This window comes from Xanthomonas sp. JAI131 (genome assembly GCF_013410075.1).
In the GTDB taxonomy this organism is placed as follows: domain Bacteria; phylum Pseudomonadota; class Gammaproteobacteria; order Xanthomonadales; family Xanthomonadaceae; genus Xanthomonas_A; species Xanthomonas_A bonasiae.
This window is the reverse complement of record NZ_JACCCN010000001.1, coordinates 386,021-408,255: the sequence shown is the minus strand read 5'-3', so window position 1 is coordinate 408,255 and position 22,235 is coordinate 386,021. Positions and strand designations below refer to the sequence as shown.

Annotated in this window: 19 protein-coding genes; 9 read left to right on the top strand and 10 right to left on the bottom strand. The window is 70.4% G+C overall.

Features of this window, described 5'->3' with window-relative positions:
• Nucleotides 1–90: 90 nt before the first annotated feature.
• From yidD to HDC36_RS01685, 3 genes are read left to right on the top strand one after another with little or no spacing between them, the layout of a single operon-like run.
• Nucleotides 91–363 carry a membrane protein insertion efficiency factor YidD gene (gene yidD, locus HDC36_RS01695; protein WP_179565541.1) on the top strand — a complete coding sequence of 91 codons (273 nt, stop codon included), beginning with the start codon at nt 91–93 and terminating at the stop codon, nt 361–363.
• Nucleotides 364–1,698: a dihydroorotase gene (locus tag HDC36_RS01690; RefSeq protein WP_179563933.1), complete on the top strand. Its 1,335-nt coding sequence runs from the start codon at nt 364–366 to the stop codon at nt 1,696–1,698.
• Nucleotides 1,698–2,558 (top strand): M23 family metallopeptidase, encoded by an 861-nt coding sequence (locus tag HDC36_RS01685; RefSeq protein WP_179563932.1) that lies wholly within the window; start codon nt 1,698–1,700, stop codon nt 2,556–2,558. The genes HDC36_RS01690 and HDC36_RS01685 overlap by 1 nt, the downstream gene beginning before the upstream one ends.
• Nucleotides 2,559–2,934: 376 nt before the next feature.
• Here the strand turns inward: HDC36_RS01685 and HDC36_RS01680 are convergent, their stop codons facing one another.
• Together HDC36_RS01680 and HDC36_RS01675 are read right to left on the bottom strand one after the other, a co-directional pair.
• A complete protein-coding gene (locus HDC36_RS01680) occupies nt 2,935–3,891 on the bottom strand; it encodes a hypothetical protein (RefSeq protein ID WP_255432563.1) in 957 nt (318 codons plus the stop codon).
• Nucleotides 3,888–5,573 carry a diguanylate cyclase gene (locus tag HDC36_RS01675; protein ID WP_179563931.1) on the bottom strand — a complete coding sequence of 562 codons (1,686 nt, stop codon included), beginning with the start codon at nt 5,571–5,573 and terminating at the stop codon, nt 3,888–3,890. The genes HDC36_RS01680 and HDC36_RS01675 overlap by 4 nt, the downstream gene beginning before the upstream one ends.
• A gap of 483 nt (nt 5,574–6,056) precedes the next feature.
• Here HDC36_RS01675 and eat point away from each other — a divergent pair, with 483 nt between their 5' ends.
• The 4 genes from eat (at nt 6,057) to HDC36_RS01655 (ending at nt 11,442) form a co-directional block, all read left to right on the top strand.
• Entirely contained in the window at nt 6,057–7,433 is a 1,377-nt protein-coding gene (eat, locus tag HDC36_RS01670) for an ethanolamine permease (RefSeq protein ID WP_179563930.1), read from the top strand.
• Between the two features lie 49 nt (nt 7,434–7,482).
• Nucleotides 7,483–8,877, top strand: coding sequence for an ethanolamine ammonia-lyase subunit EutB (locus HDC36_RS01665; protein ID WP_179563929.1), 1,395 nt, complete (start codon nt 7,483–7,485; stop codon nt 8,875–8,877).
• A gap of 11 nt (nt 8,878–8,888) precedes the next feature.
• Nucleotides 8,889–9,716 carry an ethanolamine ammonia-lyase subunit EutC gene (gene eutC, locus HDC36_RS01660; protein ID WP_179563928.1) on the top strand — a complete coding sequence of 276 codons (828 nt, stop codon included), beginning with the start codon at nt 8,889–8,891 and terminating at the stop codon, nt 9,714–9,716.
• Between the two features lie 544 nt (nt 9,717–10,260).
• On the top strand, nt 10,261–11,442 hold the full coding sequence (locus HDC36_RS01655; RefSeq protein ID WP_179563927.1) for a putative acyl-CoA thioester hydrolase: 1,182 nt from the start codon (nt 10,261–10,263) through the stop codon (nt 11,440–11,442).
• Nucleotides 11,443–11,566: 124 nt separating this feature from the next.
• Here HDC36_RS01655 and HDC36_RS01650 read toward each other — a convergent pair whose 3' ends face one another.
• The 6 genes from HDC36_RS01650 to efp all read right to left on the bottom strand — a co-directional run bounded on the left by HDC36_RS01650 (nt 11,567) and on the right by efp (nt 16,480).
• Nucleotides 11,567–12,268, bottom strand: coding sequence for a phytoene/squalene synthase family protein (locus tag HDC36_RS01650; protein WP_179563926.1), 702 nt, complete (start codon nt 12,266–12,268; stop codon nt 11,567–11,569).
• A gap of 21 nt (nt 12,269–12,289) precedes the next feature.
• Nucleotides 12,290–13,000: a phosphoglycolate phosphatase gene (locus HDC36_RS01645; RefSeq protein WP_179563925.1), complete on the bottom strand. Its 711-nt coding sequence runs from the start codon at nt 12,998–13,000 to the stop codon at nt 12,290–12,292.
• Nucleotides 12,990–13,727: a bifunctional 2-polyprenyl-6-hydroxyphenol methylase/3-demethylubiquinol 3-O-methyltransferase UbiG gene (gene ubiG, locus HDC36_RS01640; RefSeq protein ID WP_179563924.1), complete on the bottom strand. Its 738-nt coding sequence runs from the start codon at nt 13,725–13,727 to the stop codon at nt 12,990–12,992. Before ubiG ends, HDC36_RS01645 begins: the two co-directional genes overlap by 11 nt.
• Before the next feature lie 52 nt (nt 13,728–13,779).
• On the bottom strand, nt 13,780–15,114 hold the full coding sequence (locus HDC36_RS01635) for a TRZ/ATZ family hydrolase (protein WP_179563923.1): 1,335 nt from the start codon (nt 15,112–15,114) through the stop codon (nt 13,780–13,782).
• Nucleotides 15,115–15,139: 25 nt separating this feature from the next.
• Nucleotides 15,140–15,790, bottom strand: coding sequence for a TMEM175 family protein (locus tag HDC36_RS01630; protein ID WP_179563922.1), 651 nt, complete (start codon nt 15,788–15,790; stop codon nt 15,140–15,142).
• A 123-nt stretch (nt 15,791–15,913) separates the two neighbouring features.
• A complete protein-coding gene (gene efp / locus HDC36_RS01625; RefSeq protein WP_179563921.1) occupies nt 15,914–16,480 on the bottom strand; it encodes an elongation factor P in 567 nt (188 codons plus the stop codon).
• A gap of 101 nt (nt 16,481–16,581) precedes the next feature.
• On the opposite strand from efp, the gene epmB reads away from it, so the two are divergent.
• The gene (gene epmB, locus HDC36_RS01620) at nt 16,582–17,613 is read left to right on the top strand and encodes an EF-P beta-lysylation protein EpmB (protein ID WP_179563920.1); all 1,032 of its coding nucleotides are present in this window, start codon (nt 16,582–16,584) and stop codon (nt 17,611–17,613) included.
• A 275-nt stretch (nt 17,614–17,888) separates the two neighbouring features.
• Nucleotides 17,889–18,917 (top strand): glycoside hydrolase family 43 protein, encoded by a 1,029-nt coding sequence (locus tag HDC36_RS01615; RefSeq protein WP_179563919.1) that lies wholly within the window; start codon nt 17,889–17,891, stop codon nt 18,915–18,917.
• A 115-nt stretch (nt 18,918–19,032) separates the two neighbouring features.
• Here the strand turns inward: HDC36_RS01615 and HDC36_RS01610 are convergent, their stop codons facing one another.
• Together HDC36_RS01610 and HDC36_RS01605 are read right to left on the bottom strand one after the other, a co-directional pair.
• On the bottom strand, nt 19,033–21,171 hold the full coding sequence (locus HDC36_RS01610) for an EAL domain-containing protein (RefSeq protein WP_179563918.1): 2,139 nt from the start codon (nt 21,169–21,171) through the stop codon (nt 19,033–19,035).
• Complete coding sequence (locus HDC36_RS01605) at nt 21,168–22,058, bottom strand: phosphate/phosphite/phosphonate ABC transporter substrate-binding protein (RefSeq protein ID WP_179565537.1); 891 nt, start codon at nt 22,056–22,058, stop codon at nt 21,168–21,170. Before HDC36_RS01605 ends, HDC36_RS01610 begins: the two co-directional genes overlap by 4 nt.
• Nucleotides 22,059–22,235 lie beyond the last annotated feature (177 nt).

Here is a 22,235-nt window from a genome sequence, read left to right as displayed (position 1 = left end):
GGCCTTTATAGCCTACCCTACCCCCAGCGGCAACCACACCGTCTACACGCCGGTGAATGGCAGGCCGGTGAGCGACGGCCCGTTGCGCAACTGGCATATCATGGCCGGGTGATCGCCCGCGCTCTCATCGCCTTGCTGCACCTGTACCAGCGCTTCATCAGCCCCCTGCTGGGCCCGCGCTGCCGCTTCGTGCCCAGTTGCTCGGCCTACGCGGTCACCGCCATCGCCCGCTACGGCGCGCTGCGCGGGGGCTGGATGGCCGCCCGCCGCGTCGGCCGCTGCCATCCCTTCCATCCCGGCGGGTTCGACCCGGTGCCCGATCCCGCGGCGCCGCCGGCCTGCCGCTGCCCAGGAAAACACTGAATGTCCTCCTCCACCCTCATCGTCAACGCCCGCCTGGTCAACGAAGGCCAGGAAACCCAGGGCGACCTGCGCATCGCCGACGGCCGCATCGCCGCGATCGCCCCGCACCTGGCCGCCCGCGAGGGCGAGACCGTGGTCGACGCCGCCGGGCGCTGGCTGCTGCCCGGCATGATCGACGACCAGGTGCACTTCCGCGAACCCGGCCTGACCCACAAGGGCGACATCGCCAGCGAGTCGGCGGCCGCGGTGGCCGGCGGCCTGACCAGCTTCATGGACATGCCCAACACCAACCCGCCGACCCTGGACGCGGCGGCGCTGCAGGCCAAGTACGACGCCGCCGCCGGCCGCGCCTGGGGCAACTACGGCTTCTACCTGGGCGCCAGCAACGACAACCTGGCCGCGATCCAGACCCTGGACCCGAAGACCGCACCCGGGATCAAGGTGTTCATGGGCGCCTCCACCGGCAACATGCTGGTCGACAACCCGCAGACCCTGGACGCGATCTTCCGCGACGCGCCGACCCCGATCATCACCCATTGCGAAGACACCCCGACCATCGACGCGACCCTGGCCGCGTTCAAGGAAAAATACGGCGACGCATTGACCCCGGACATGCATCCGGACATCCGCTCGCGCGAGGCCTGCCTCAAATCCTCGCAGCTGGCGGTGTCGCTGGCGAAGAAGCACGGCACCCGCCTGCACGTGCTGCACATCTCCACCGCCGACGAACTGGCGCTGTTCGCGCCCGGCCCGATCCAGGGCAAGCGCATCACCGCCGAGACCTGCATCCACTTCCTGCGCTTCGACCGCGCCGACTACGCGGCGCTGGGCAACCTGATCAAGTGCAACCCGGCGATCAAGGACGCCAGCGACCGCGAAGCGCTGATCCGCGCGCTGGCCGAGGACGTGATCGACGTGCTCGCCACCGACCACGCGCCGCACACCTGGGAAGAGAAGAGCAAGCCGTATGCGCAGGCGCCCTCGGGCCTGCCGCTGGTGCAGTACGCGCTGGTCGCGGCGCTGGAGCTGGTGCACGAAGGCCGGCTCGGCGTGGCCCAGGTGGTGCACAAGTTCGCGCATGCGCCGGCGCTGCTGTTCGACGTGCACGAGCGCGGCTTCCTGCGCGAGGGCTATCACGCCGACCTGGTGCTGATCGACGACAAGCCCTTCACCGTGCGCCGCGAGGACATCCTGTCCAAGTGCGGCTGGTCGCCGTTCGAAGGCCGCACGTTCCGCTCCAAGATCGCCGCGACCTGGGTCAACGGCGCACTGGCCTGGGACGGCGCGCGCCTGGTCGGCAGCCCGAACGGGCAGCGCCTGGCGTTCGACCGCTGATGCGGCGCGCACGCGTGCCGGGCGTCGCGCTGGCGCTCGGCCTGCTGGCGTCGGCGCTGGCGATCCCGTCGCTGCAGGCGCAGGCCGGGTCCGCCGCCAGCGCCGACACGCGCAGCGTGTTCCCCGCCAGCGCCTCGCAGGGCGCGCTGGTGATCGGCAAGGTGGCGCCCGGCAGCCGCGTGCAGTACGCCGGGCGCACGCTGCGGGTCAGCGGCTACGGCAGCGTGGTGTTCGGCATCGGCCGCGACGAACGCGGCCCGTTGCGGATCCTGGTGCAGCGCGCCGACGGCGGCAGCGAGAGCATCGACCTCGCGGTGACGCCGCGCGACTGGCCGCTCGAACGCGTCAACGGCGTGCCGCCGAAGACGGTCAACCCGCCGCCGGCGATCGCCGAGCGCATCAAGCGCGAACAGGCGCAGGTCACCGCCGCGCGCGACCGCGACGACGACCGCACCGATTTCGCTACGCCCTTCATCTGGCCGGTGCAGGGCCGCATCAGCGGCCGCTTCGGCAATGCCCGCGTGTACAACGGGCAACCCGGCGCCGGCCACTCCGGCATGGACATCGCCGTGCCCACCGGCACCCCGGTCAAGGCGCCGGCCGCCGGCGTGGTCACCTTCGCCGCGCCGGACCTGTACCTGACCGGCGGCACCGTGCTGCTCGACCACGGCTACGGCGTCAGCTCCAACTTCCTGCACCTGTCGCGGATCGACGTGAAGGTCGGCGACCGCATCGCCCAGGGCCAGGTGCTCGGCGCGGTCGGCGCCACCGGGCGTGCGACCGGTCCGCATCTGCATTGGGGGATGAACTGGTTCGACGTGCGCATCGATCCGCTGTTGGTGCTGGAGCGCACCAAGTAACAGCCTGGCGGTGGTGCGCCAGCAGCGGCACATCGATCCGCTGCTGGCGCTGAAGCGCACGAAGCGACTGCTTTTTTGTGGGAGCGACTTCAGTCGCGACGGGCCTTACCGGTAGAGCCCGTCGCGACTGAAGTCGCTCCCACAGAAGCCGCTCCCACAAATGTCGAAGGCGCTCGCCCCGTTCTGTCGAAACAGCTTCAGTCGCGGTCGGCGCAGCGGTGAACCTTCCGGCTTCGGACATGGTCGCGGCTGAAGCCGCTCCTACAGTGCACACGGCAAGTGCCCGCGCACCTTGTAGGAGCGGCTTCAGCCGCGACAGACACCATCCGCAAACGCACTTTCGCAGCTTACGAAATTCCTGCGTCAACAGCCTGCGCTACGCCGGCGCATCCTCGGCCTGCAACAGCCGCCCCAGCACCACGTGCGAAGGGCTGTTGGCCAGGTCCAGCGGCATCACCAGCTTGGGATTGGGATGCGGCAGCGGCGTCGGCGTGGCGTCGGCAGCCGCCTCCACCAGCAGCGAACCGTCGTCCTCCGCCTGTGTGGTGACCGGCAGCGGCTCCAGGCCCAGCCCGGCGCGCACCGCATTGGCGCGCGCGGCCAGCTCGTCGTCGCCGACCGCGGTCAGCGACGCCGCCAGCATGCCCGCCGGCGCGCCTTCCACTGCGGCCAGGCGCTGCGCCACGTCGCCGAGCGCCTGCTGCCGCTGCGGATGCAACAGCTGCCACACCTCCTCCCACAGCGCCTTCCAGTCCATGTCCGGAAACGGCAGGTGGGTCGGCCCGCTGAGCACGATCTGCGGCGCCAGCCGTTCGCTCGGCTGCGCGTCGCATTCGGCCAGGGCGCGATACACCACCTCGCTGCACACCATGTGCGAGGGGTTGTCGCGGACCAGGTGGTCCAGCGCCTCGCGCACCACGATCCGCGCCAGCCAGTGCTGCGGCCACTTGCCGCGGATCGCCACCAGCACGCCCAGCGTGGCCAGGCTGTCCAGCGGATACGGAACGCCGAGCAGCGACTGCGCCTTGGCCAGCACGCTGGCGCGATCGGCATCGTCCAGCGCGACGCCGGCATAGCTGAGCGGGCGATAGGCGTCGATCAGCAGATAGTTGCCGGTATCGGCCAGCCGCTGCTGCAGCGGATAGCGGCGCACGCCCTTGGCCGCGGCCTCGATCAGGTCGCCCTGGTCGGCCACGATCGCGGCATGGCTGTAGATGCTGTCGCCGCACCAGGCGATCAGTTCCGAGACCGGCCCCCGGCCCAGTTGCAGCAGGATGTCGGCGACGCGCAGTTGCGCGGGATCGATCGGGGAAACGGCGGGACGTGCGGTCATGGCGGCGACTCCTCGTGGGGGGACGTGATGGGGGATACGCTGACCCGGTTGCGGCCGGCGGCCTTGCTGGCGTAGAGCGCGGCGTCGGCGCGCTGCAGCAGCGACTCGATGCTCTCGCCCGGCTGCCATTGGGCCACGCCGACGCTCAGCGTGCATGACAGCGTCTGCCCGCCGTGCTGCAGCGGCTGTTCGTGCAGATGCCGGCGGATGTCTTCGGCCACGCGCTGCGCCGCGGCGAGCGTGGCGCCCGGGATCAGCACCAGCATTTCGTCGCCGCCCTGGCGGCCGAGCGTGTCGGTGCTGCGCAGGCGCGCGCGGGCGCAGGCGGCGACCCAGCGCAGGCAGTCGTCGCCGGCGGCATGGCCATGCACGTCGTTGATGCGCTTGAAGTGGTCGATGTCGATATAGGCCACGGCCAGCGGCTGCGCGGCGGCCGCGGCGTCCAGCAGCGCCTGCGCCAGGCGCTGCTGCATCGCCGCGCGGGTCAGCATGCCGGTGAGGCCGTCCACCGTCGCCAGCCGGTTCACCCGGTCGCGGTCGCGACGCAGTTCCAGCATCTGTTCGGCCAGGCCGATCGTCACCAGCAGGCACGAACTGGCCAGCGCCAGGCTGATGCCGTGCGCCACCCAGGGCGTGGCCTGGTCCAGGCGCAGCCATCCGCTCAGTTCCAGGCAGCGCAACACGCAGAACGTCAGCAGCGGCGCCCACGACGCCAGCAGGTGCCAGGCGTAGCGCTGCCCGCGCAAGGCGAGCAGCAGCGAGCACGGCAGCAGCAACATGGCGCCGACGATCAGCGTGAGGTTGCCGAGCAGGCTCAGCCACGCCGCCGTCGAGATCGCGCAGGCCCCGGCGATGCACAGCAAGAGCATGGCGCAGGCCTGCAGCACCCGGTCCAGCCGCGGCAGGTGCCGGTGCATTTCCAGCTGCCGGCGCTGGAAATTGATGATGAAGAAGCCGCCGAGCGCCGCCACGATCCGTATCGGCGCCGGCGAAGAAGCGAACAGGATGTCCAGGCCCGGCACCGCCCGCGCTTCGCCGCCGATGCCCAGCAGATACAGCAGCACGCACAGCACGTTGGCGGTGAAGTAGCCGTAGACCCGCTCGCGCAGGCGTGCCCACAGCGCGATCGCCAGGATCGCCAGCACCACGGTCGAGCCGATGATGAAGGCGCGCCAGCCGACGTAGTGCAGGTCGTCGCGGTGCACCTGCGCCAGCGGCGCGATCGACACCGGCATCGGGATCGCCGCCGGCGCATGCACCCGCAGCCACACCGAGGCGCCCCGCGGCAGGCCGTGCGGCAACGCGATGACCAGCGCGCGGGTCGAATAGCGCAGGTCGGCATCGGCGCCGTACAGCGCGTGCCTGGTCGGCGCGGCCTGGCCCGGCACCCAGGCCTCGACCCGGGTCAGGTACGGCGCCTGCAGCACCAGTTGCGGATCGCCGTCCACGCCGATCGCGCGGTCGGCGCGGACGCGCCACCAGGTCGGCGTCTTCAGCGGCTCGTATAGGGCGCTGCCATGCGCACCGTCCTGCACTTGCGCCAGATGCGCACCCGCCATCACCTCGGCGGCCGGCGGATCGGCCGGCAGGCGTTGCAGGTGCACGCGCTGCGCAAGCGCGCCTTCGGCCACGCACAGACACAGCAATAGCAGCCAGCGCGAGCAACGGCACAAACGCGTCATACGTCGATCAGGGCCGGCCGGCGCGATGGGGACGGGCCATGTGTCCGGCGTGCAACCGCTGGCGCCTGACGCCGCGACGGGCGCGCCGCTCGCCAGCGACGCCCTCCCCCGCCTGGACGACGGCCACGACAGAGCGACGGAACGCGCTTGAGCGCGCCCGGTACGGCGGCATCGTGCGCTCGCTCATCGGCCTACATCCACTCGGTCTTCCTCGTCGCGTCCGCGCCAACACGGCGTGGCCCGTCCCGCACCGGACTGACGGCCCCCTGAAATCTGCGCCCGAGGATAGCGCAGCCGCCGCCATCGATCGTATCCAAATGCGGCTGCGGAGCGAACCCGCGGCGCCATGCTGCTTTGCGGTATAACCGTGAGGCGGCCATCGCAAAGGCGGCTGGCCCGGCGCCGGCAACGGCGCGCGATGCGCAATCGCAGTCCCCGCGGTGGTTCGCCGCGGCGTTCGCTCTCCCTCCCCCCGTCCAGGAGATGTGCGCAATGACGATCGACAAGCTCAAACCCACCCTCGGCACCCTGCACCTGTGGGGCATCGCCGTGGGCCTGGTGATCTCCGGCGAGTACTTCGGCTGGAGCTACGGCTGGGGCGCCGCCGGCACGCTCGGCTTCCTGGTCACCACCGTGCTGGTGGCGGTGATGTACACCTGTTTCATCTTCAGCTTCACCGAACTGACCACCGCCATCCCCAACGCCGGCGGCCCGTTCGCCTACAGCCTGCGCGCGTTCGGCACCGCCGGCGGCATGATCGCCGGCATCGCCACGCTGATCGAGTTCGTGTTCGCGCCGCCGGCGATCGCGATGGCGATCGGCGCCTACCTCAACGTGCAGTTCCCGACCCTGGATCCGCGCCTGGCCGCGGTCGGCGCCTATGCCATCTTCATGACCTTGAACATCCTCGGCGTCGGCATCGCCGCCACCTTCGAGCTGATCGTCACCGTGCTGGCGGTGATCGAGCTGCTGGTGTTCATGGGCGTGGTCGCGCCGGGCTTCAGCGTGGCCAACTTCGTGCGCGGCGGCTGGGCCGGGTCGGACACGTTCGGCGTGGCGGCGATCGGCGGCATCTTCGCCGCGATCCCGTTCGCGATCTGGTTCTTCCTGGCGATCGAGGGCGCGGCGATGGCCGCCGAGGAGGCCAAGGACCCCAGGCGCACCATCCCGCGCGCCTACATCGCCGGCATCCTGACCCTGGTGACGCTGGCGTTCGGGGTGATGATCATGGCCGGCGGCGTCGGCGACTGGCGCACCCTGTCCAACATCAACGATCCGCTGCCGCAGGCGATGAAGGCGGTGGTCGGGCACAACTCGACCTGGCTGCACATGCTGGTGTGGATCGGCCTGTTCGGCCTGGTGGCCAGCTTCCACGGCATCATCCTGGGTTATTCGCGGCAGTTCTTCGCGCTGGCGCGCGCCGGCTTCCTTCCGCACGGCCTGGCCAGGCTGTCGCGCTTCCGCACCCCGCACCGCGCGATCCTGGCCGGCGGCGTGGTCGGCGTGGCGGCGATCTACAGCGACGGGCTGGTGCAGGTGCAGGGCATGTCGCTGACCGCGGCGATGATCACCATGTCGGTGTTCGGCGCGATCGTCATGTACATCATGAGCATGCTCAGCCTGTTCAAGCTGCGCCGCGCCGAGCCGCAGCTGGAACGCAGCTACCGCGCGCCGGGCTATCCGCTGGTGCCGGCGCTGGCGCTGCTGCTGGCGCTGGTGTGCCTGGCGGCGATGGTGTGGTTCAACGCGCTGCTGGCGCTGCTGTTCCTGGGCCTGATGCTGCTCGGCGCCGGCTGCTGCGCGCTGAGCCTGCGCGGCAACGGCGGCGTCATCGCCGCCGAGGCCAGCGGCGAGGCATGATCGAGGACACGGCGCCCGCCGCGCGCGGGCGCCTGCAGGAGGATCCGGCATGAGCGGTTTCGCACACAGCGTCGGCGGCCAGACCTGGCGCTTCGACGACCTCAAGGACCTGCTGGCCAAGGCCACGCCGGCACGCTCGGGCGACCGCCTGGCCGGGCTGGCCGCGGCCAGCGAGCCGCAGCGGGTGGCGGCGCAGATGGCATTGGCCGATCTCCCGCTGCGGCACTTCCTGCACGAGGCGGTGATTCCCTACGAGGACGACGAGGTGACCCGGCTGATCGTCGACAGCCACGACGCCGCCGCGTTCGCGCCGGTGGCGCACCTGACCGTCGGCGGCTTCCGCGACTGGCTGCTCGGCGAAGCGGCCGACGCAGCCGCGCTGGCCGCGCTGGCCCCGGGCCTGACTCCGGAGATGGTCGCGGCGGTGTCCAAGCTGATGCGCATCCAGGACCTGATCCTGGTGGCGCAGAAGATCCGCGTGGTCACCGCGTTCCGCAACACGCTCGGCTTGCGCGGGCGGCTGTCCACCCGGCTGCAACCCAACCACCCCACCGACGACCTGGCCGGCATCGCCGCCAGCGTGCTCGACGGGCTGCTGTACGCCAACGGCGATGCGGTGATCGGGATCAACCCGGCCAGCGACAACACCCAGACCATCTGCGAACTGCTGAAGATGCTCGACGCGGTGATCGCCGGCTACCAGATCCCGACCCAGGCCTGCGTGCTGACCCACGTCACCACCTCGATCGAGGCGATCGAACGCGGCGTGCCGCTGGACCTGGTGTTCCAGTCCATCGCCGGCACGCAGAAAGCCAACGCCAGCTTCGGCATCGACCTGGCGCTGCTGCAGCAAGGCTACGAGGCCGGACTGAGCCTCAGGCGCGGCAGCGTCGGCGACAACGTGATGTATTTCGAGACCGGCCAGGGCAGCGCGCTGTCGGCCGACGCGCACCACGGCGTGGACCAGCAGACCTGCGAGGTGCGCGCCTACGCGGTGGCGCGCCGCTTCAAGCCGCTGCTGGTCAACACCGTGGTCGGCTTCATCGGCCCCGAATACCTGTACGACGGCAAGCAGATCATCCGCGCCGGCCTGGAAGACCACTTCTGCGGCAAGCTGCTCGGCGTGCCGATGGGCTGCGACATCTGCTACACCAACCATGCCGAGGCCGACCAGGACGACATGGACGTGCTGCTGACCCTGCTCGGCACCGCCGGGATCAACTTCATCATGGGCATCCCCGGCTCCGACGACGTGATGCTCAACTACCAGACCACCTCGTTCCACGATGCGCTGTACGCGCGCCAGGCGCTGGGCCTGCGTCCGGCGCCGGAGTTCGAAGCGTGGCTGGAGCGGCTGGACATCCTGCGCCTGGACAACGGCCGCTTCCGCCTCGGCCACGAGCCGCCGGCCGCGTTCCGGCGCGCGCTGGCGCAACTGAGCTGAGCGGGCCGCGCATGCACGACGACAGCGAACGCCCCTCCCGCGCCGATCCATGGGCCGCGCTGCGCCGGCTGACCCCGGCGCGCATCGCCCTGGGCCGCACCGGCACCAGCCTGCCTACCGCGGCGCAACTGGACTTCCAGTTCGCGCATGCGCAGGCGCGCGACGCGGTGCACCTGCGCTTCGATCCGGCGCCGCTGGCCGCGGCGCTGGACGCACGCGGCCGCGATCACGTCGCCCTGCGCAGCGCCGCGGCCGACCGCCACAGCTACCTGCAGCGGCCCGACCTGGGCCGCCGGCTGAGCGAGGACGCGGCCAGCGAACTGCGCGGCCTCATCGCCATGCAACGCCGCAGCTACGACCTGGCCGTGGTGGTGGCCGACGGCCTGTCGGCGCTGGCGGTGCATCGCCACGCCACGCCGATGCTGGAACGCATCGACGCGCTGGCCGCGGCCGAAGGCTGGACGCTGGCGCCGGTGGCGCTGGTCGAACAGGGCCGCGTGGCGATCGGCGACGAGATCGGCGAACTGCTGGACGCGCGCATGAGCGTGGTGCTGATCGGCGAGCGCCCCGGCCTCAGCTCGCCGGACAGCCTCGGCCTGTACTTCACCTACGCCCCACGCGTGGGCCTCAACGACGCCTGCCGCAACTGCATCTCCAATGTGCGCGAGGCCGGCCTGAGCTATGCGCAGGCCGCGCACAAACTGGCCTGGCTGATGCGCGAGGCATGCCGGCGGCAGCTGTCCGGCGTGCAGTTGAAGGACCAGGCCGACACGCCGGCGCTGTCGGCCGACGACGATCCGCCACGCAAGCCGCTGGGCAATTTCCTGATCCCCGAGTGAGTCGGCTCCCGGACTGAGCCCCGCCCCGACTGTCCACGCCATGGACAGCGCCGCCGCAGACACGTAGCTGCGCGCGCAACCGGCGGTCCCGGCAAACGTAGGCGCTGCACGCGGCACCGCTTCGGCAACGCGCCCTCACCGACGCTCCCGGCGTCGGGCCTCCGCCTGAAAACGTGGCCTGCGATCCTGTCGGGCATCGCGCAGCGCCGTGGCGCAACGCAGCAGCCTGCGCGACGCGCGCACGGGGCCGCCGACTGGCCTGGGATCCGATTCCACGCAGGCGCTGCAACCCATCACACAAGCCGCGCCGACGACGACGGCGGCCGGGTCGCGTCCCGCGCCAAAGCGTGATCGCTCCGCCACAACCGGGATTTGGCTGCGGCATCGAACGGCAGCGCGCCAAGGCGCGCCTAGCATTCGCGCCGGCCACGCCATGGCCACCGATCGCCACCATGCGGCCACCGGATGACACCGGTATCAATCACCTGTCGGCGACGGTGTGCCGTTGTGGCGCAGGCCCCATCCCAACCGAGAGAGCACCGCCATGACCGCATCGCGCTGGTTCCAGATCCCCGCCACCCTCGCCCTGGCCGGCGGCGCCATCGCCACCGCCTGGGCGCTGACCGGTACCGCCTCCAGGCCGCAATTGACCAGCTCGGAGGCGGCCAACCAGACCGTCGCCAAGCACCTGGCCCAGGCCGGCACCATCGGCGCGCTGACGACCGACAACTGGAACCCCAGCGCAGGCGTCGCCCTGCTCACGGCCGACTACGCGGTCGCCGCCGACGGCTCCACCCGCTACCGCACCGTGCAGGCCGCGGTCGATGCCGCGGTCGCGGCTGGCGGCACGATGCGGCGCTACATCAGCGTCAAGCCCGGCACCTACAAGGAGGTGGTCTGCGTGCCCGCGGCGGCGCCGCCGATCACCCTGTTCGGCCTGGGCAGCGCGCCGGCCAACACCACCATCAGCTTCGGCAACGCCAACCCGACGCCGAAACCCAGCGGCAGCGCCACCCACCCCTGCGCCAGCAACGCGGCCAGCACCACCGTCGGCACCTCCGACAGCGGCACCGTCACCGTGCGCGCGGCGCAGTTCCAGGCGCGCAATCTGGCGATCGTCAACAGCTACGTCGAGGACACCTACGCCAGCGGCAACCAGTCGGCGGTGGCGCTGGCGCTGCGCGGCGACAAGGCGGTGCTGGAGAACGTGGCGCTCACCGGCAACCAGGACACCCTGCTGGTCAGCGCCGGCAGCGCCAACACGGTGATCCGCGCGTTCTTCAAGGGCGGCAGCATCGACGGCGACACCGACTTCATCTTCGGCTCCGGCGTGGCGGTGTTCTCGGGCAGCACCATCCGCTACACCGCCGCGCGCCGCGGCGCCGGCAACGGCGGGGTGATCTTCGCCCCCAGCACCCGCCCCGGCAGCGGCTATGGCTTCCTGGCCGTCGCCAGCACCTTCGACGCGATCGGCAGCCCGTCGGCGAACACGGTGTACCTGGGCCGCGCCTGGGACGAGAGCGTCGGCAGCCTGTCCAACTACGTCAACGGCAGCTCGCCCAACGGCAAGGTGGTGATCCGCGAATCCACCTTGGGCGCGCACGTGCGCAAGAGCGCGCCATGGAACGCGTCCACGGTCGGCCGGCCGTATTGCAGCAGCGGCTGCACGCAATCGGCCAACCGCTTCTACGAGTACGCCAACAGCGGCGCCGGCAGCGCCGACTAGGGCGCGCCGCCGCTCCCGCTCGGGCATCGCACGAGCACGCCGCAGGAAGCCGACCTGCGTCTGCGCCCGGGGACGACGCGGCCCCGGGCGCGCGCAGGAGCGGCGCTGCGGACCGGCCCGGCGCTCAGCCCAGGCCGGCCCACCAGGCGCGCCACAGCGTAGCCATCGCGCTCGGCGGCTTGCGCACGGCGCGGGCCTGCTGCCCGATCCGCGCACGCGCCAACGCCGACACGATGCGCCGCGGCCGCGGCCCGGCCACGCGCCGCGGCCAGCGCTGCAGCAAGGCCTGCGCCCAGCGCTGCTGCGCCTGCGCCGCCTCGCCGCCGCGCAGCGACAGCGGCACCGCGGCGATGCCGGCGTCGGCCAGCCGCTGCGCCAGCACCTGCGTGGCCAGCGCCGCCGCCGCATCGCGCTGTGCCTCGAACACCGCGCATTCGACCTGCGCCGCGGCCAACGCGAACGCCTCCAGGCGCTCGTAGGCATGCGCCGGATCGGCCGCGGCCGCGCGCGAGGCGAGCAGCCCCGGCAAGGCCTCGGCCAGCTGCGCCCATGGCGCGGCGACCGGCTCCAGCACCCGCCCCAGCGGATGCCGCGAGCGCTGCCCTGCCCAACTGCGCAATTCCTCGCCCCACCACGCCAGCTTGGCGTCGGCCGGCAGCGGATCGCCGGCGATGTTGAGGATGTCGTCGAATTCCTGCAGCAGCGCGAACCAGGCCACCGCGCGCGCGCGCTGCGGCGCCGGCACGAAGGTCTCGGCCACCGTCCATTCCGGCCAGCGGCTGCGCCATTTGTCGAGGAAGGCATCCAGGGCGGAGGTGCTGCTCATGCGATCGGGAAGTCCGGAAGGTCAGGGAAGCTGCGGCGCGCCCGGCCAGGCGCGCGCATCGAGCAAGTCGGCGGGCGCGGCGACCAGCGCATCGGCGCGCCAGGCCAGCGGATCCTCGCCGTCCAGGCGGTAGCCCCACAGCACCGCCACCGAGGCCATGCCGGCGGCGCGCGCGGCGAGGATGTCGCGTTCGTCGTCGCCGACGTAGGCGACCTGCGCCGGCGGCACCTCGATGCGCTGTGCGGCGACCTGCAGCGGCAGCGGGTGCGGCTTGCGCTCGGCCAGCGTGTCGCCGCCGATCAGCACCGCGCAGCGCCGTTCCCAGCCCAACTGCGGCAGGATCAGCCGCGCCAGATATTCGGGCTTGTTGGTGACGATGCCCCACAGGCAGCCGGCGTCTTCCAGCCGCTGCAGCAACGCCGCGATGCCGTCGAACAACTGCGAATGCCGGCCGATCAGGGTTTCGTACTGGCGCAGGAAATCGGGAATCAGCGCATCGCGCGCGGCGGCCGGCAGCTCGGGAAAGGCGACGCCCAGCATCGCCCGCGAACCCTTGGACACCACCGGGCGCAGCTGCTCCAGGGTCAGCGCGTCACGCCCGCGCTCGGCCAGCAGCGCATTGGCCGCGGCCAGCAGATCCGGCGCACTGTCCAGCAGCGTGCCATCCAGGTCGAACAGCACCGCGCGCGGGAATCCGTCGCGCGGCGGCTGTGCCGATTCCCTACTCCCCATTCCCGATTCCCGGCTTCACCGCACACGCCAGATAATTCACCTCGGTGCGCGTGGACAGCCGCGCGCGGTTGCGCCACGGTTCGTACAGCATGCCGCTGACGTCGTGCAGCTGCAGCTCGGCCTGGCGCAGCCACGCCGCCAGCTCGGCCGGCTTGATGAAATCCTGGTAGCGGTGGGTGCCGGTGGGCAGCAGCCGCGCCACGTACTCGGCGCCGACGATGGCCAGCGCGAACGCGGCCGGGGTGCGGTTGAGCGTGGACAGGAACAGCTGGCCGCCGGGCTTGAGCAGGGTCGCGCAGGCGCGCACGATCGCCGCCGGATCGGGCACGTGCTCGAGCATCTCCATGCAGGTGATCGCGTCGAAGCTGCCCGGGCGCTCGGCGGCCAGGTCCTCGACCGACTGCACGCGGTAGTCGACCTCCACCCCGGATTCGAACTGGTGCAGCCGCGCCACCTTGACCAGCTCCGGCGACAGGTCGATCGCGGTGACCTGCGCGCCTTCCTTGGCCAGCGCCTCGCTGAGCAGGCCGCCGCCGCAGCCCACGTCGAGCACGCTGGCGCCGCGCAACGGCAGCCGCTCGGCGACGTAGCGCAGGCGCACCGGGTTCAGCGCGTGCAGCGGTTTCTGCGGGCCGTCGGCATCCCACCAACGGGTGGCCAGCGCACCGAACTTGTCCAGTTCGGCCTGATCGAAGTTGGCGGACGTGTTGGAAGCGGAAGCGGTCATGGCGGCATCTCGGTTGGGCCGCGCGCGGATCGCGGCACGGCAGTAAAGCGGATCAGGCGTGCACGCTGCGGATGCGCTCGCGCCACTGCCGCGCGTTGGCGACCAGCGCGTCGGCGTCCATGTCCACCAGCATGCGCTGCTCGAGCTTGCGCTGGCCGGCGATCCACACGTCGCTGACCTGCTGCCGGCCGGCCGCATATACCAGCTGCGACAGCACGTTGTGCAGCGGCTGGGTCTCCAGCGCCGACAGGTCCACGCAGATCAGGTCGGCCTGCTTGCCGACCTCGATCGAACCGATCTTCTCGCCAAAGCCCAGCGCGCGCGCGCCGCCTAGCGTGGCCGCGCGCAGCGTGGTGGCCGCATCCAGCGCGGTGGCGTCGTTGGCCACCGCCTTGGCCAGGATAGCCGCGGTGCGGTTCTCGCTGAACATGTCCAGGTCGTTGTTGCTGGCGCAGCCGTCGGTGCCGATCGCCAGGTTCACGCCCGCGCGCTGCAGCGCGCAGGCCGGGCAGAAGCCGGAGGCGAGCTTGAGGTTGGATTCGGGGCAATGCACCACGCTGACCCCGCGCTCGGCGCACAGGTGGATCTCCGCGTCGGTGAGCTGGGTCATGTGCACCGCGATCAGGCGGTCGTTGACCAGGCCGAGCCGGTCAAGCCGCGCCAGCGGGCGCTGGCCGTACTGCTTGAGCGAGTCGGCGATTTCCTGCGCGGTCTCGTGGGTGTGCAGGTGCACCGGCACGTCGAGCTGGTCGGACAGCATCCGCACCCGCTCGAAGTTGGCGTCGTTGACCGTGTACGGCGCGTGCGGGGCGAAGGCGATGCCGATCAGCGGATCGTCGCGCCACTGGTCGTGCACCTCGCAGGCGCGTTCGAAGTATTCGTCGGAGGTCTTGGCCCAGGCGGTCGGGAAATCGATGATCACCGTGCCCACCCGCGCGCGGAAACCGTGCTGCTTGTACACCGCGGCCTGCACGTCGGAGAAGAAGTAGTTCTCGTTGGCGCAGGTGGTGCCGCCGCGCAGCATCTCGGCGATCGCCAGCGCGGTGCCGTCGGCGACGAACTCCGGGCCGATCACCGCGGTCTCCACCGGCCAGATGTGCTGCTGCAGCCACACCATCAGCGGCAGGTCGTCGGCGATGCCGCGCAGCAGCGTCATCGGATTGTGGGTGTGCGCGTTGACCAGGCCCGGCAGCAGCGCCGCGTCCGGGCGCGACACGGTGCGCGCGGCGGCGAAGCGCGCCTGCGCCTCGGCGCGCGGCAGCACCGCGACGATCTCGCTGCCGCGCACCGCCACCGCGTGGTCTTCCAGCACCACCGCATGCGGCTCGATCGGGACCACGTAGCCGGCTTCGATCAGCAGGTCGCAGGATTCGGGAATGGAGGTCATCGCACGCTCTTTGGAAATGGAAGGATCAGGCGGCCTGCGCCTGGCGAATGCGCCGCTGGTACACGCGCATCACGAGCCACTGCAACACGAACACCCCCAGGAAGCCCAGGCGTCCAAGCCACGGCGCCACCATTGCCAGCGGAATGCACAGCGCGAACACCACCGGCGCGACCGCCACGCGCAGCGTCATCGCACGCGCCTGCAGCGCGCCCAGGCGCTGCGCCAGGCCCTCCTTGCGCACCGCATAGGCATGCAGCAGGTAGGCGGCCAGGCCGATCGCGGCCAGATGCGCGCAATACACCGAGAACGCCTCCTGGCTGCCGAAATAGTCCGAATACAGCGCGGTGGAAAACGGCAGCAGGCCGATCAGCAGCAGCTGCAGCACGTTGAGCCAGATCAGCCGGTCGTCGAACTGGCGGATATGCCGGCACAGCTGCAGGTGCGACTTCCAGAACAGCGCGGTGACCAGGAAGCTCACCGCGAAGCCGATGAACAGCGGCAGCATCCGGTGCAGCGCGGCCAGGATGCCGCCGGCGGCCTCGACCTGCGCATGCCCCGGCACCTTGATCTCCACCGCCAGCAAGGTGATGGCGATGGCGAAGACCGCATCGCTGAAGAACACGACCCGGTCGTGCGGGTACTTGGCATCGGCGCTGTCGGCGTGGCTGGTCGTCACGGAAATTCCTGGAAGCGGGGTCGGCCGGCACCGCCCCGCGGCGATCCGGCATTGCAGTGCCTGGCCGCCGCACGCCAGCGCATGGGCACGCCCGCGGCCGGCTGCGGCCGCAGGCGCGTCGGCTTACTTGACCCGCGAGAAGTACTCGCCCGAGCGGGTATCGACCTTGATGATTTCATCCTGGCCGACGAACAGCGGCACCCGCACCACCGCGCCGGTTTCCAGCGTGGCCGGCTTGCCGCCGCCACCGGAGGTGTCGCCGCGCACGCCCGGGTCGGTCTCGACGATCTTCAGTTCGACGAAGTTCGGCGGGGTGACCTGGATCGGGGTGCCGTTCCACAGCGTCACCACGCAATCCTCCTCGCCCTTGATCCACTTGGCGGCGTCGCCGACGCCGACCTTGTCGGCCTGCACCTGCTCGAAGGTCTCCTGCTGCATGAAGTGCCAGTACTCGCCGTCGGTGTACAGGTACTGCATGTTGGTATCGACCACATCGGCCGCTTCCACGCTGTCGGTCGCCTTCATGGTCATTTCGACCACGCGCCCGGACTTGATGAAACGGTACTTGATGCGGGTAAAGGCCTGGCCCTTGCCCGGCTTCACGTATTCGGTCTCGGTGATGATCGCGGGTTCGTTGTTGACCAGGATCTTCATCCCGGTCTTGACGTCGTTCATGCCGTAGCTGGCCATCTGAAACTCCTCGGGTAAGGCAAACCCGCCGCGTTCGGCGGCCGGCCGGATAGAATGGAAAGCCCCGCCGCAACCGGCGGGCACTCGTTTTATGACCGCATATGATAACCGCAGCCCCCCGCCCGATGCAGCCGTCCCCGTCCCCCGCCGTCCTGGCCCCGCCGCGCTGGCAGCAGCTGTGGCGCGATGCCGTGCGCGACCCGCGCGAGTTGCTGGCATTGCTGGGGCTGGACCCGCAGGCGCTTGGCGTCTCCGAACAGGCTGCGACGCAGTTCGCGCTGCGCGTGCCGCGCGGCTTCGTCGCGCGCATGCGCCATGGCGACCCGCACGATCCGCTGCTGCGCCAGGTGCTGCCGATCGATGCCGAGCTGCGCCGGGTGCCGGGCTTCGCGCTGGACGCGGTCGGCGACGCCGCGGCCAAGAAGGCCGACGGGGTGATCCAGAAATACCGCGGCCGCGCGCTGCTGGTCGCCACCGGCAGCTGCGCGGTGCACTGCCGCTACTGCTTCCGCCGCCACTTCCCGTATGCCGAGGAGACCGCGGCGCGCGACGGCTGGCGCGAGGCGGTGGCGGCGATCGCCGCCGATCCGGACATCGACGAGGTGATCCTGTCCGGCGGCGACCCGCTGTCGCTGGCCACCTCCAAGCTGGTCGAGCTGAGCGAGGCGCTGGCGGCCATTCCGCACCTCAAGCGCCTGCGTCTCCATAGCCGCCTGCCGGTGGTACTGCCCGAGCGCGTCGATGCGCCGCTGCTGGCCTGGCTGCGCACGCTGCCGTGGCCAGTGGCGTTCGTGATCCACGCCAACCACGCCAACGAATTCGACGCCAGCGTGGATGCCGCGCTGGCGCAGCTGCGCGGCACCGGCGCGCAACTGCTGAACCAGGCGGTGCTGCTGCGCGGGGTCAACGACAGCGTCGCCGCGCTGGCCGCGTTGAGCGAGCGCAGCTTCGCCGCCGGCGTGCTGCCCTACTACCTGCACCAGTTGGACAAGGTCGAAGGCGTGGCCCATTTCGAAGTGGACGACGCCACCGCGCGTGCGCTGCACCAGGCCCTGGCCGCGCGGCTGTCCGGCTATCTGGTGCCGAAGCTGGTGCGCGAGATCCCTGGCGATACGGGCAAGCGCGCGTTGTAGGTTGAGCCGGGACTCGGGACGCGGGACCCGGGACCCGGGACCCGGAACAGCAAAAGCCGGGACGCCGGGAACGACGGCGACACCCCATTCCCTGGCACCCTTTACCGAATAAAAAAGCCGCTATCTACGCGGCCAATTTTATTAAGAGCCTTGCAGTACTGCTCCCCCACTCCTCCGAGTCCCCAGTCCCCAGTCCCCAGTCCCGGCACTTCAGTTAGGCTGCGCATGCGGCCGCCGCTGCGCCGCGATGCTAGCGCTACCAAAGGGAGACCCCGATGCATGCCTTGACCAAGACCTGGCGCCGCCGGCGATGCCGCTTCGGACTCGTAGCGCTGCTTGCCGCGGCGGCAACCGCAGCGGTCGCGGCGGAGCCGCCAGCGGCCGCCGGCTCCAATCCCATCGTCCGCGACCGGTTCACCGCCGACCCTGCGCCCCTGGTGGTCGGCGATACGCTGTATCTGTACGTCGGCCACGACGAGGCGCAGCGCGACGAGATGTTCACCATGCGCGAGTGGCTGGTCTATTCGACCAGGGACATGAAGACCTGGACCGCGCATGCGCCGATCATGAACGTCAAGGATTTCAAGTGGGCCAAGCAGGATGCGTGGGCATCGCAGGCCATCGCGAAGAACGGCAAGTTCTATTTCTATGCGGCGGTGGAGCACGACGCCACGCATCCGGGCAAGGCGATCGCGGTGGCGGTCGCGGACACGCCGACCGGCCCGTTCGTGGACGCGCGCGGCTCGGCGCTGATCACCAATGAGATGACGCCCAAGGGCACGCACAGCTGGGAAGACATCGACCCGACCGTGCTGACCGACGACGACGGCAGCACCTGGATCGCCTGGGGCAACCGCCAGTGCTATCTGGCCAAGCTCAAGCCGAACATGATCGAACTCGACGGCCCGATCCGCGAGATCACCCCGCCGCATTTCGAGGAAGGTCCGTGGCTGCACAAGCGCGGCGATCTGTACTACCTGACCTACGCCTCGCTGGACCGGGCCACGCAACGCGACGAGCACGTGTCCTACTCGACCGCGCCGGCCATCACCGGGCCGTGGACCTATCGCGGCGAACTGACCGGCTCGGGCAAGTACAGCTTCACCATCCACCCGGGCATCGTCGAGTTCAAGCGGCACTGGTACCTGTTCCTGCACAACGCGACCCTGGCGATCGGCGACTTGAACGGCGCCATCGGCCGGCGCGCGGTGACGGTGGAGTACCTGCATTACAACCCGGACGGCACCATGCAACCGGTGCGGCAGAGCCAGGCCGGGGTGTCGATTCCCGACGTGGCGCGGTGAGGCACCGCCTTTCGTAGGAGCGGCTTCGGCCGCGACAGGCGTTACCGACAATGCCTGTCGCGGCTGAAGCCGCTCCTACAAAAAACGCGCGCGATCGCCCGAATCGGCACCGCGCCTAGCCGCGCGGCATGCCCTCGTTGGCCAGCAATTGCCGGAACTCGGCGGCGCTGAGCGGATGGCTGAGCCAGAACCCCTGCCCCAGTTCGCAGCCGCGCTCGCGCAGCAGTTCGAACTGCACTTCCTGCTCGATGCCCTCGGCGACCACGGTGATGCCCAGCGAATGCGCCATGGCGATGATCGCGGTGGTCAGGGCCAGGTCGTCGGGATCGCGCTGCAGGTCGGCGACGAAGCTCTTGTCGATCTTGACCCCGTCCACCGGCACCTGGCGCAGGTGGCTCAGCCCGGAGAAGCCGGTGCCGAAGTCGTCCAGCCACACCTTGACCCCGGTGCGATGCAACCGCGCCAGCATGCTCGCGGCCTGCAGCTCGTCGCCGATCACCGCGGTCTCGGTCAGTTCCAGGTGCAGCTGCGCCGCCGGCAGCCCGGATTCGCGCAGGCAGTCGGCGACGATTTCCGGCAGGTCGCCGCTGCGCAGCTGCCGCGGCGACACGTTGACCGATACGAACAGGTCGCGGCTGCCGTCGAAGCGCTGCCATTGCGTGGCCTCCATGCAGGCCGCACGCAGCACCTTGGGGCCGATGCTCTCGATCAATCCGCTCTGCTCGGCCACGTCGATGAACACCGTCGGCGAGATCGTGCCCAGCGCCGGATGCTGCCAGCGCAACAGCACTTCCACGCCGACCATGCGCCGGTCCAGGGTGCGGAAGATCGGCTGGTACACCAGCTTCAATTCGTCGCGGTCCCAGGCGCCGCGCAACTCGTGCTCCATATGCACGCGCCGTTCCACCGCATAGTCCATCGCGCGGCTGTAGAAACGGTGGCAGTTCTTGCCGGCCAGCTTGGCCTGGTACATCGCGATGTCGCCGTTCTTCAACAGCGCCGAGGCGTCCTCGGCATCGCCGGGGTAGACGGTGATGCCGATCGAGGTGCCCATGAACACCTCGCGGTCCTGGATCCGCAGCGGCTCGCGCAGTTCCTGCACCAGGCGCTCGGCCAGGCCGGTGGCGACCTGCACCACGTGCTCGTCCTCGACCAGGATCACGAACTCGTCGCCGCCGAAGCGCGCCAGCAGCGCGTCGTGCCCGCCCAGCTGATCCACCGCCAGCTGGATGCGCCGCGCGAACTGCAGCAGCGCCTCGTCGCCGGCCTCGTGGCCGAGGGTGTCGTTGATCCGCTTGAAGTCGTCGATGTCGGCGAACAGCAGCGCCAGGCGCCGGTGCGAGGCGCGCGCCGACAGCATGCGGTGGTCCAGCGCTTCGCGGAACGCGAGCCGGTTGGTCAGCCCGGTCAGGGCATCGGTATAGGCCATGTGGCGCACGTCGCGGTCGTGGCGCGCGATCGCCTCGCTCATGCGCCCGAACGCACGCAGCAGTTCGCTGACCTCGTCGTGGCGGCCGCTGTCGCGGCGCTCCACCACGTAGTCGCCGGCCTCGATCTGGCGCGCGGCCGCGGCCAGCCAGCGCACCGGCGCCACCAGCGTGCGCTGCACATAGATCGCCACCATCACCGCGGTCAGCCCCAGCGCCGCCAGCAGCAGCAACAGCCAGCCCAGATGGCGCTTGCCCAGCGCATCCAGGCGTTCGTCCAGGTTCTCGCCGGCCTTGCGCTCGTAGACCAGCGCCCGCGTCCAGGACATGCCCACGCGCACCCCGCCCACGCGCTGGTCGCCGATCATGATCGGCATCGACACGTCCAGGATCTCGTCGGATTCCTGCGCCAGCAGGCCGTTGGCCTTGATCGCCGCATCGGCCATCGGGCCGCGCATGCGCTGGCCGTAGCCGGGCAGATCGTCGCTGCCGTCGTGGATCAGGCGGCCGTCGGCGTCGTACACCAGCACGTAGGCCACCGCCACGTAGCCCAGCGCCGCGCGCACCTGGGTGCCGATCGCGTCCAGGTCCGAGTAGTACACCGGATTGGCCAGCGAATCGGACAGCTGCCGCGCCAGCGTTTCGCCGCGGGTGCGCATGCTGCGGTCGAACAGGCCATGGATCACGTTGCCGCTGAGCGTGCGCACCTCGTTCTGCATCGCCGCCTGCCGCTCCAGCATCAACGCCAGGATCGCCATGATCAGCAACGCGGCCACGCCCATCGCCAGCAGGAACCTGGCCTGCAGTCCGAAACGCAGCCTCTTCATTCGACTTCCAGCTTGACCTGCGCAACGCCGGCACGCAGCTGGTCCAGCCGCTTCTGCGAGGCCGGATCGACCGGGTAGAAGCCGGAGGTGCCGAAGAACTTGTGCAGCGCGGCGCTGCCCTGCGGGTCGTCGGCGGCTTCCAGCAACACCTCGCGCAGACGCGCCTCCACCGGCGAGGCCAGGTCGCTGCGCACCATCTCCACCGCGCGCGGGAACGGCTCGGTGCGGTAGATCACCCGGAAATCGCGGCGGAACGCGGGCGGCACGCGGCGGTCGTCGTCCCAGTCCAGGTTGCTCAGCGCGCCGGCGTCGACCAGGTGCTTGTGCACATAGGAGGCGATGTTGAGCTCGGAGCGCGCGAACACGTAGCCGACCGTGTTCACCGAGGCCTGATCCTTCGGCGAGAGCAGGATCTCCGGATGCAGATCGTGCTCGAACAGGGTCATCATCGGCACCAGGTAGGCGCTGGTGGACAAGGTGCTCTGCAGCGCCAGGGTGCGGCCCTGCAGGTCGTGCAGGGTGTGCACCGGCCCGTCGCGGCGCACGAAGAACACCGTGTGGTACTCGCGCACGCCGTTGCGCTCGGTCAGCAGCAGCGGCCGCACCCCGCCGCGCTGTTGCAGCGCCATCGCGGTGGCCGCGGTCTCGGTGACCCAGTCGACGCGGCCGCGGCGCAGGTAGCTGCTCATCTGCTGGCTGTCGCGGGCCATCAGGATCTGCCCGGAGGTGATGCCGACATCGCGCATGCGCGGCACCACGTAGTCCAGCAACGGCTTCAACTGCTCGTAATGGGCCTTGGGGTTGTCGCTGATGCGGCCCAGGACCAGCACCGTCGGACGCGCGTGCGCCAGCCCAGGCCAGCAGATCGCCAGCGCCAGCCACACCATGACGAAACGCCACCGCGGATTTTGCAAACCACATTCCCCATGTAGAGGCTGTAAGCCTAGCCGAAAGCGTCAGCCGGCGACAGCTGGTGACGCCGGGATTGGGGATTTGGGATTGGGGATTCGGGGCGGTCATGGCGCGGCAAGCGAGAGAACTTGCGGTGCGCTGCGACAAGCGAT

What these genes read in the sequence shown, in the direction of transcription:
- HDC36_RS01690 (WP_179563933.1), top strand. Translation starts at nt 364, where the DNA reads ATGTCCTCCTCCACCCTCATCGTCAACGCCCGCCTGGTCAACGAAGGC.
- HDC36_RS01685 (WP_179563932.1), top strand. Translation starts at nt 1,698, where the DNA reads ATGCGGCGCGCACGCGTGCCGGGCGTCGCGCTGGCGCTCGGCCTGCTG.
- HDC36_RS01680 (WP_255432563.1), bottom strand. Translation starts at nt 3,891, where the DNA reads ATGACCGCACGTCCCGCCGTTTCCCCGATCGATCCCGCGCAACTGCGC.
- HDC36_RS01675 (WP_179563931.1), bottom strand. Translation starts at nt 5,573, where the DNA reads ATGACGCGTTTGTGCCGTTGCTCGCGCTGGCTGCTATTGCTGTGTCTG.
- eat (WP_179563930.1), top strand. Translation starts at nt 6,057, where the DNA reads ATGTGCGCAATGACGATCGACAAGCTCAAACCCACCCTCGGCACCCTG.
- HDC36_RS01665 (WP_179563929.1), top strand. Translation starts at nt 7,483, where the DNA reads ATGAGCGGTTTCGCACACAGCGTCGGCGGCCAGACCTGGCGCTTCGAC.
- eutC (WP_179563928.1), top strand. Translation starts at nt 8,889, where the DNA reads ATGCACGACGACAGCGAACGCCCCTCCCGCGCCGATCCATGGGCCGCG.
- HDC36_RS01655 (WP_179563927.1), top strand. Translation starts at nt 10,261, where the DNA reads ATGACCGCATCGCGCTGGTTCCAGATCCCCGCCACCCTCGCCCTGGCC.
- HDC36_RS01650 (WP_179563926.1), bottom strand. Translation starts at nt 12,268, where the DNA reads ATGAGCAGCACCTCCGCCCTGGATGCCTTCCTCGACAAATGGCGCAGC.
- HDC36_RS01645 (WP_179563925.1), bottom strand. Translation starts at nt 13,000, where the DNA reads ATGGGGAGTAGGGAATCGGCACAGCCGCCGCGCGACGGATTCCCGCGC.
- ubiG (WP_179563924.1), bottom strand. Translation starts at nt 13,727, where the DNA reads ATGACCGCTTCCGCTTCCAACACGTCCGCCAACTTCGATCAGGCCGAA.
- HDC36_RS01635 (WP_179563923.1), bottom strand. Translation starts at nt 15,114, where the DNA reads ATGACCTCCATTCCCGAATCCTGCGACCTGCTGATCGAAGCCGGCTAC.
- efp (WP_179563921.1), bottom strand. Translation starts at nt 16,480, where the DNA reads ATGGCCAGCTACGGCATGAACGACGTCAAGACCGGGATGAAGATCCTG.
- epmB (WP_179563920.1), top strand. Translation starts at nt 16,582, where the DNA reads ATGATAACCGCAGCCCCCCGCCCGATGCAGCCGTCCCCGTCCCCCGCC.
- HDC36_RS01615 (WP_179563919.1), top strand. Translation starts at nt 17,889, where the DNA reads ATGCATGCCTTGACCAAGACCTGGCGCCGCCGGCGATGCCGCTTCGGA.
- HDC36_RS01610 (WP_179563918.1), bottom strand. Translation starts at nt 21,171, where the DNA reads ATGAAGAGGCTGCGTTTCGGACTGCAGGCCAGGTTCCTGCTGGCGATG.
- HDC36_RS01605 (WP_179565537.1), bottom strand. Translation starts at nt 22,058, where the DNA reads ATGGTGTGGCTGGCGCTGGCGATCTGCTGGCCTGGGCTGGCGCACGCG.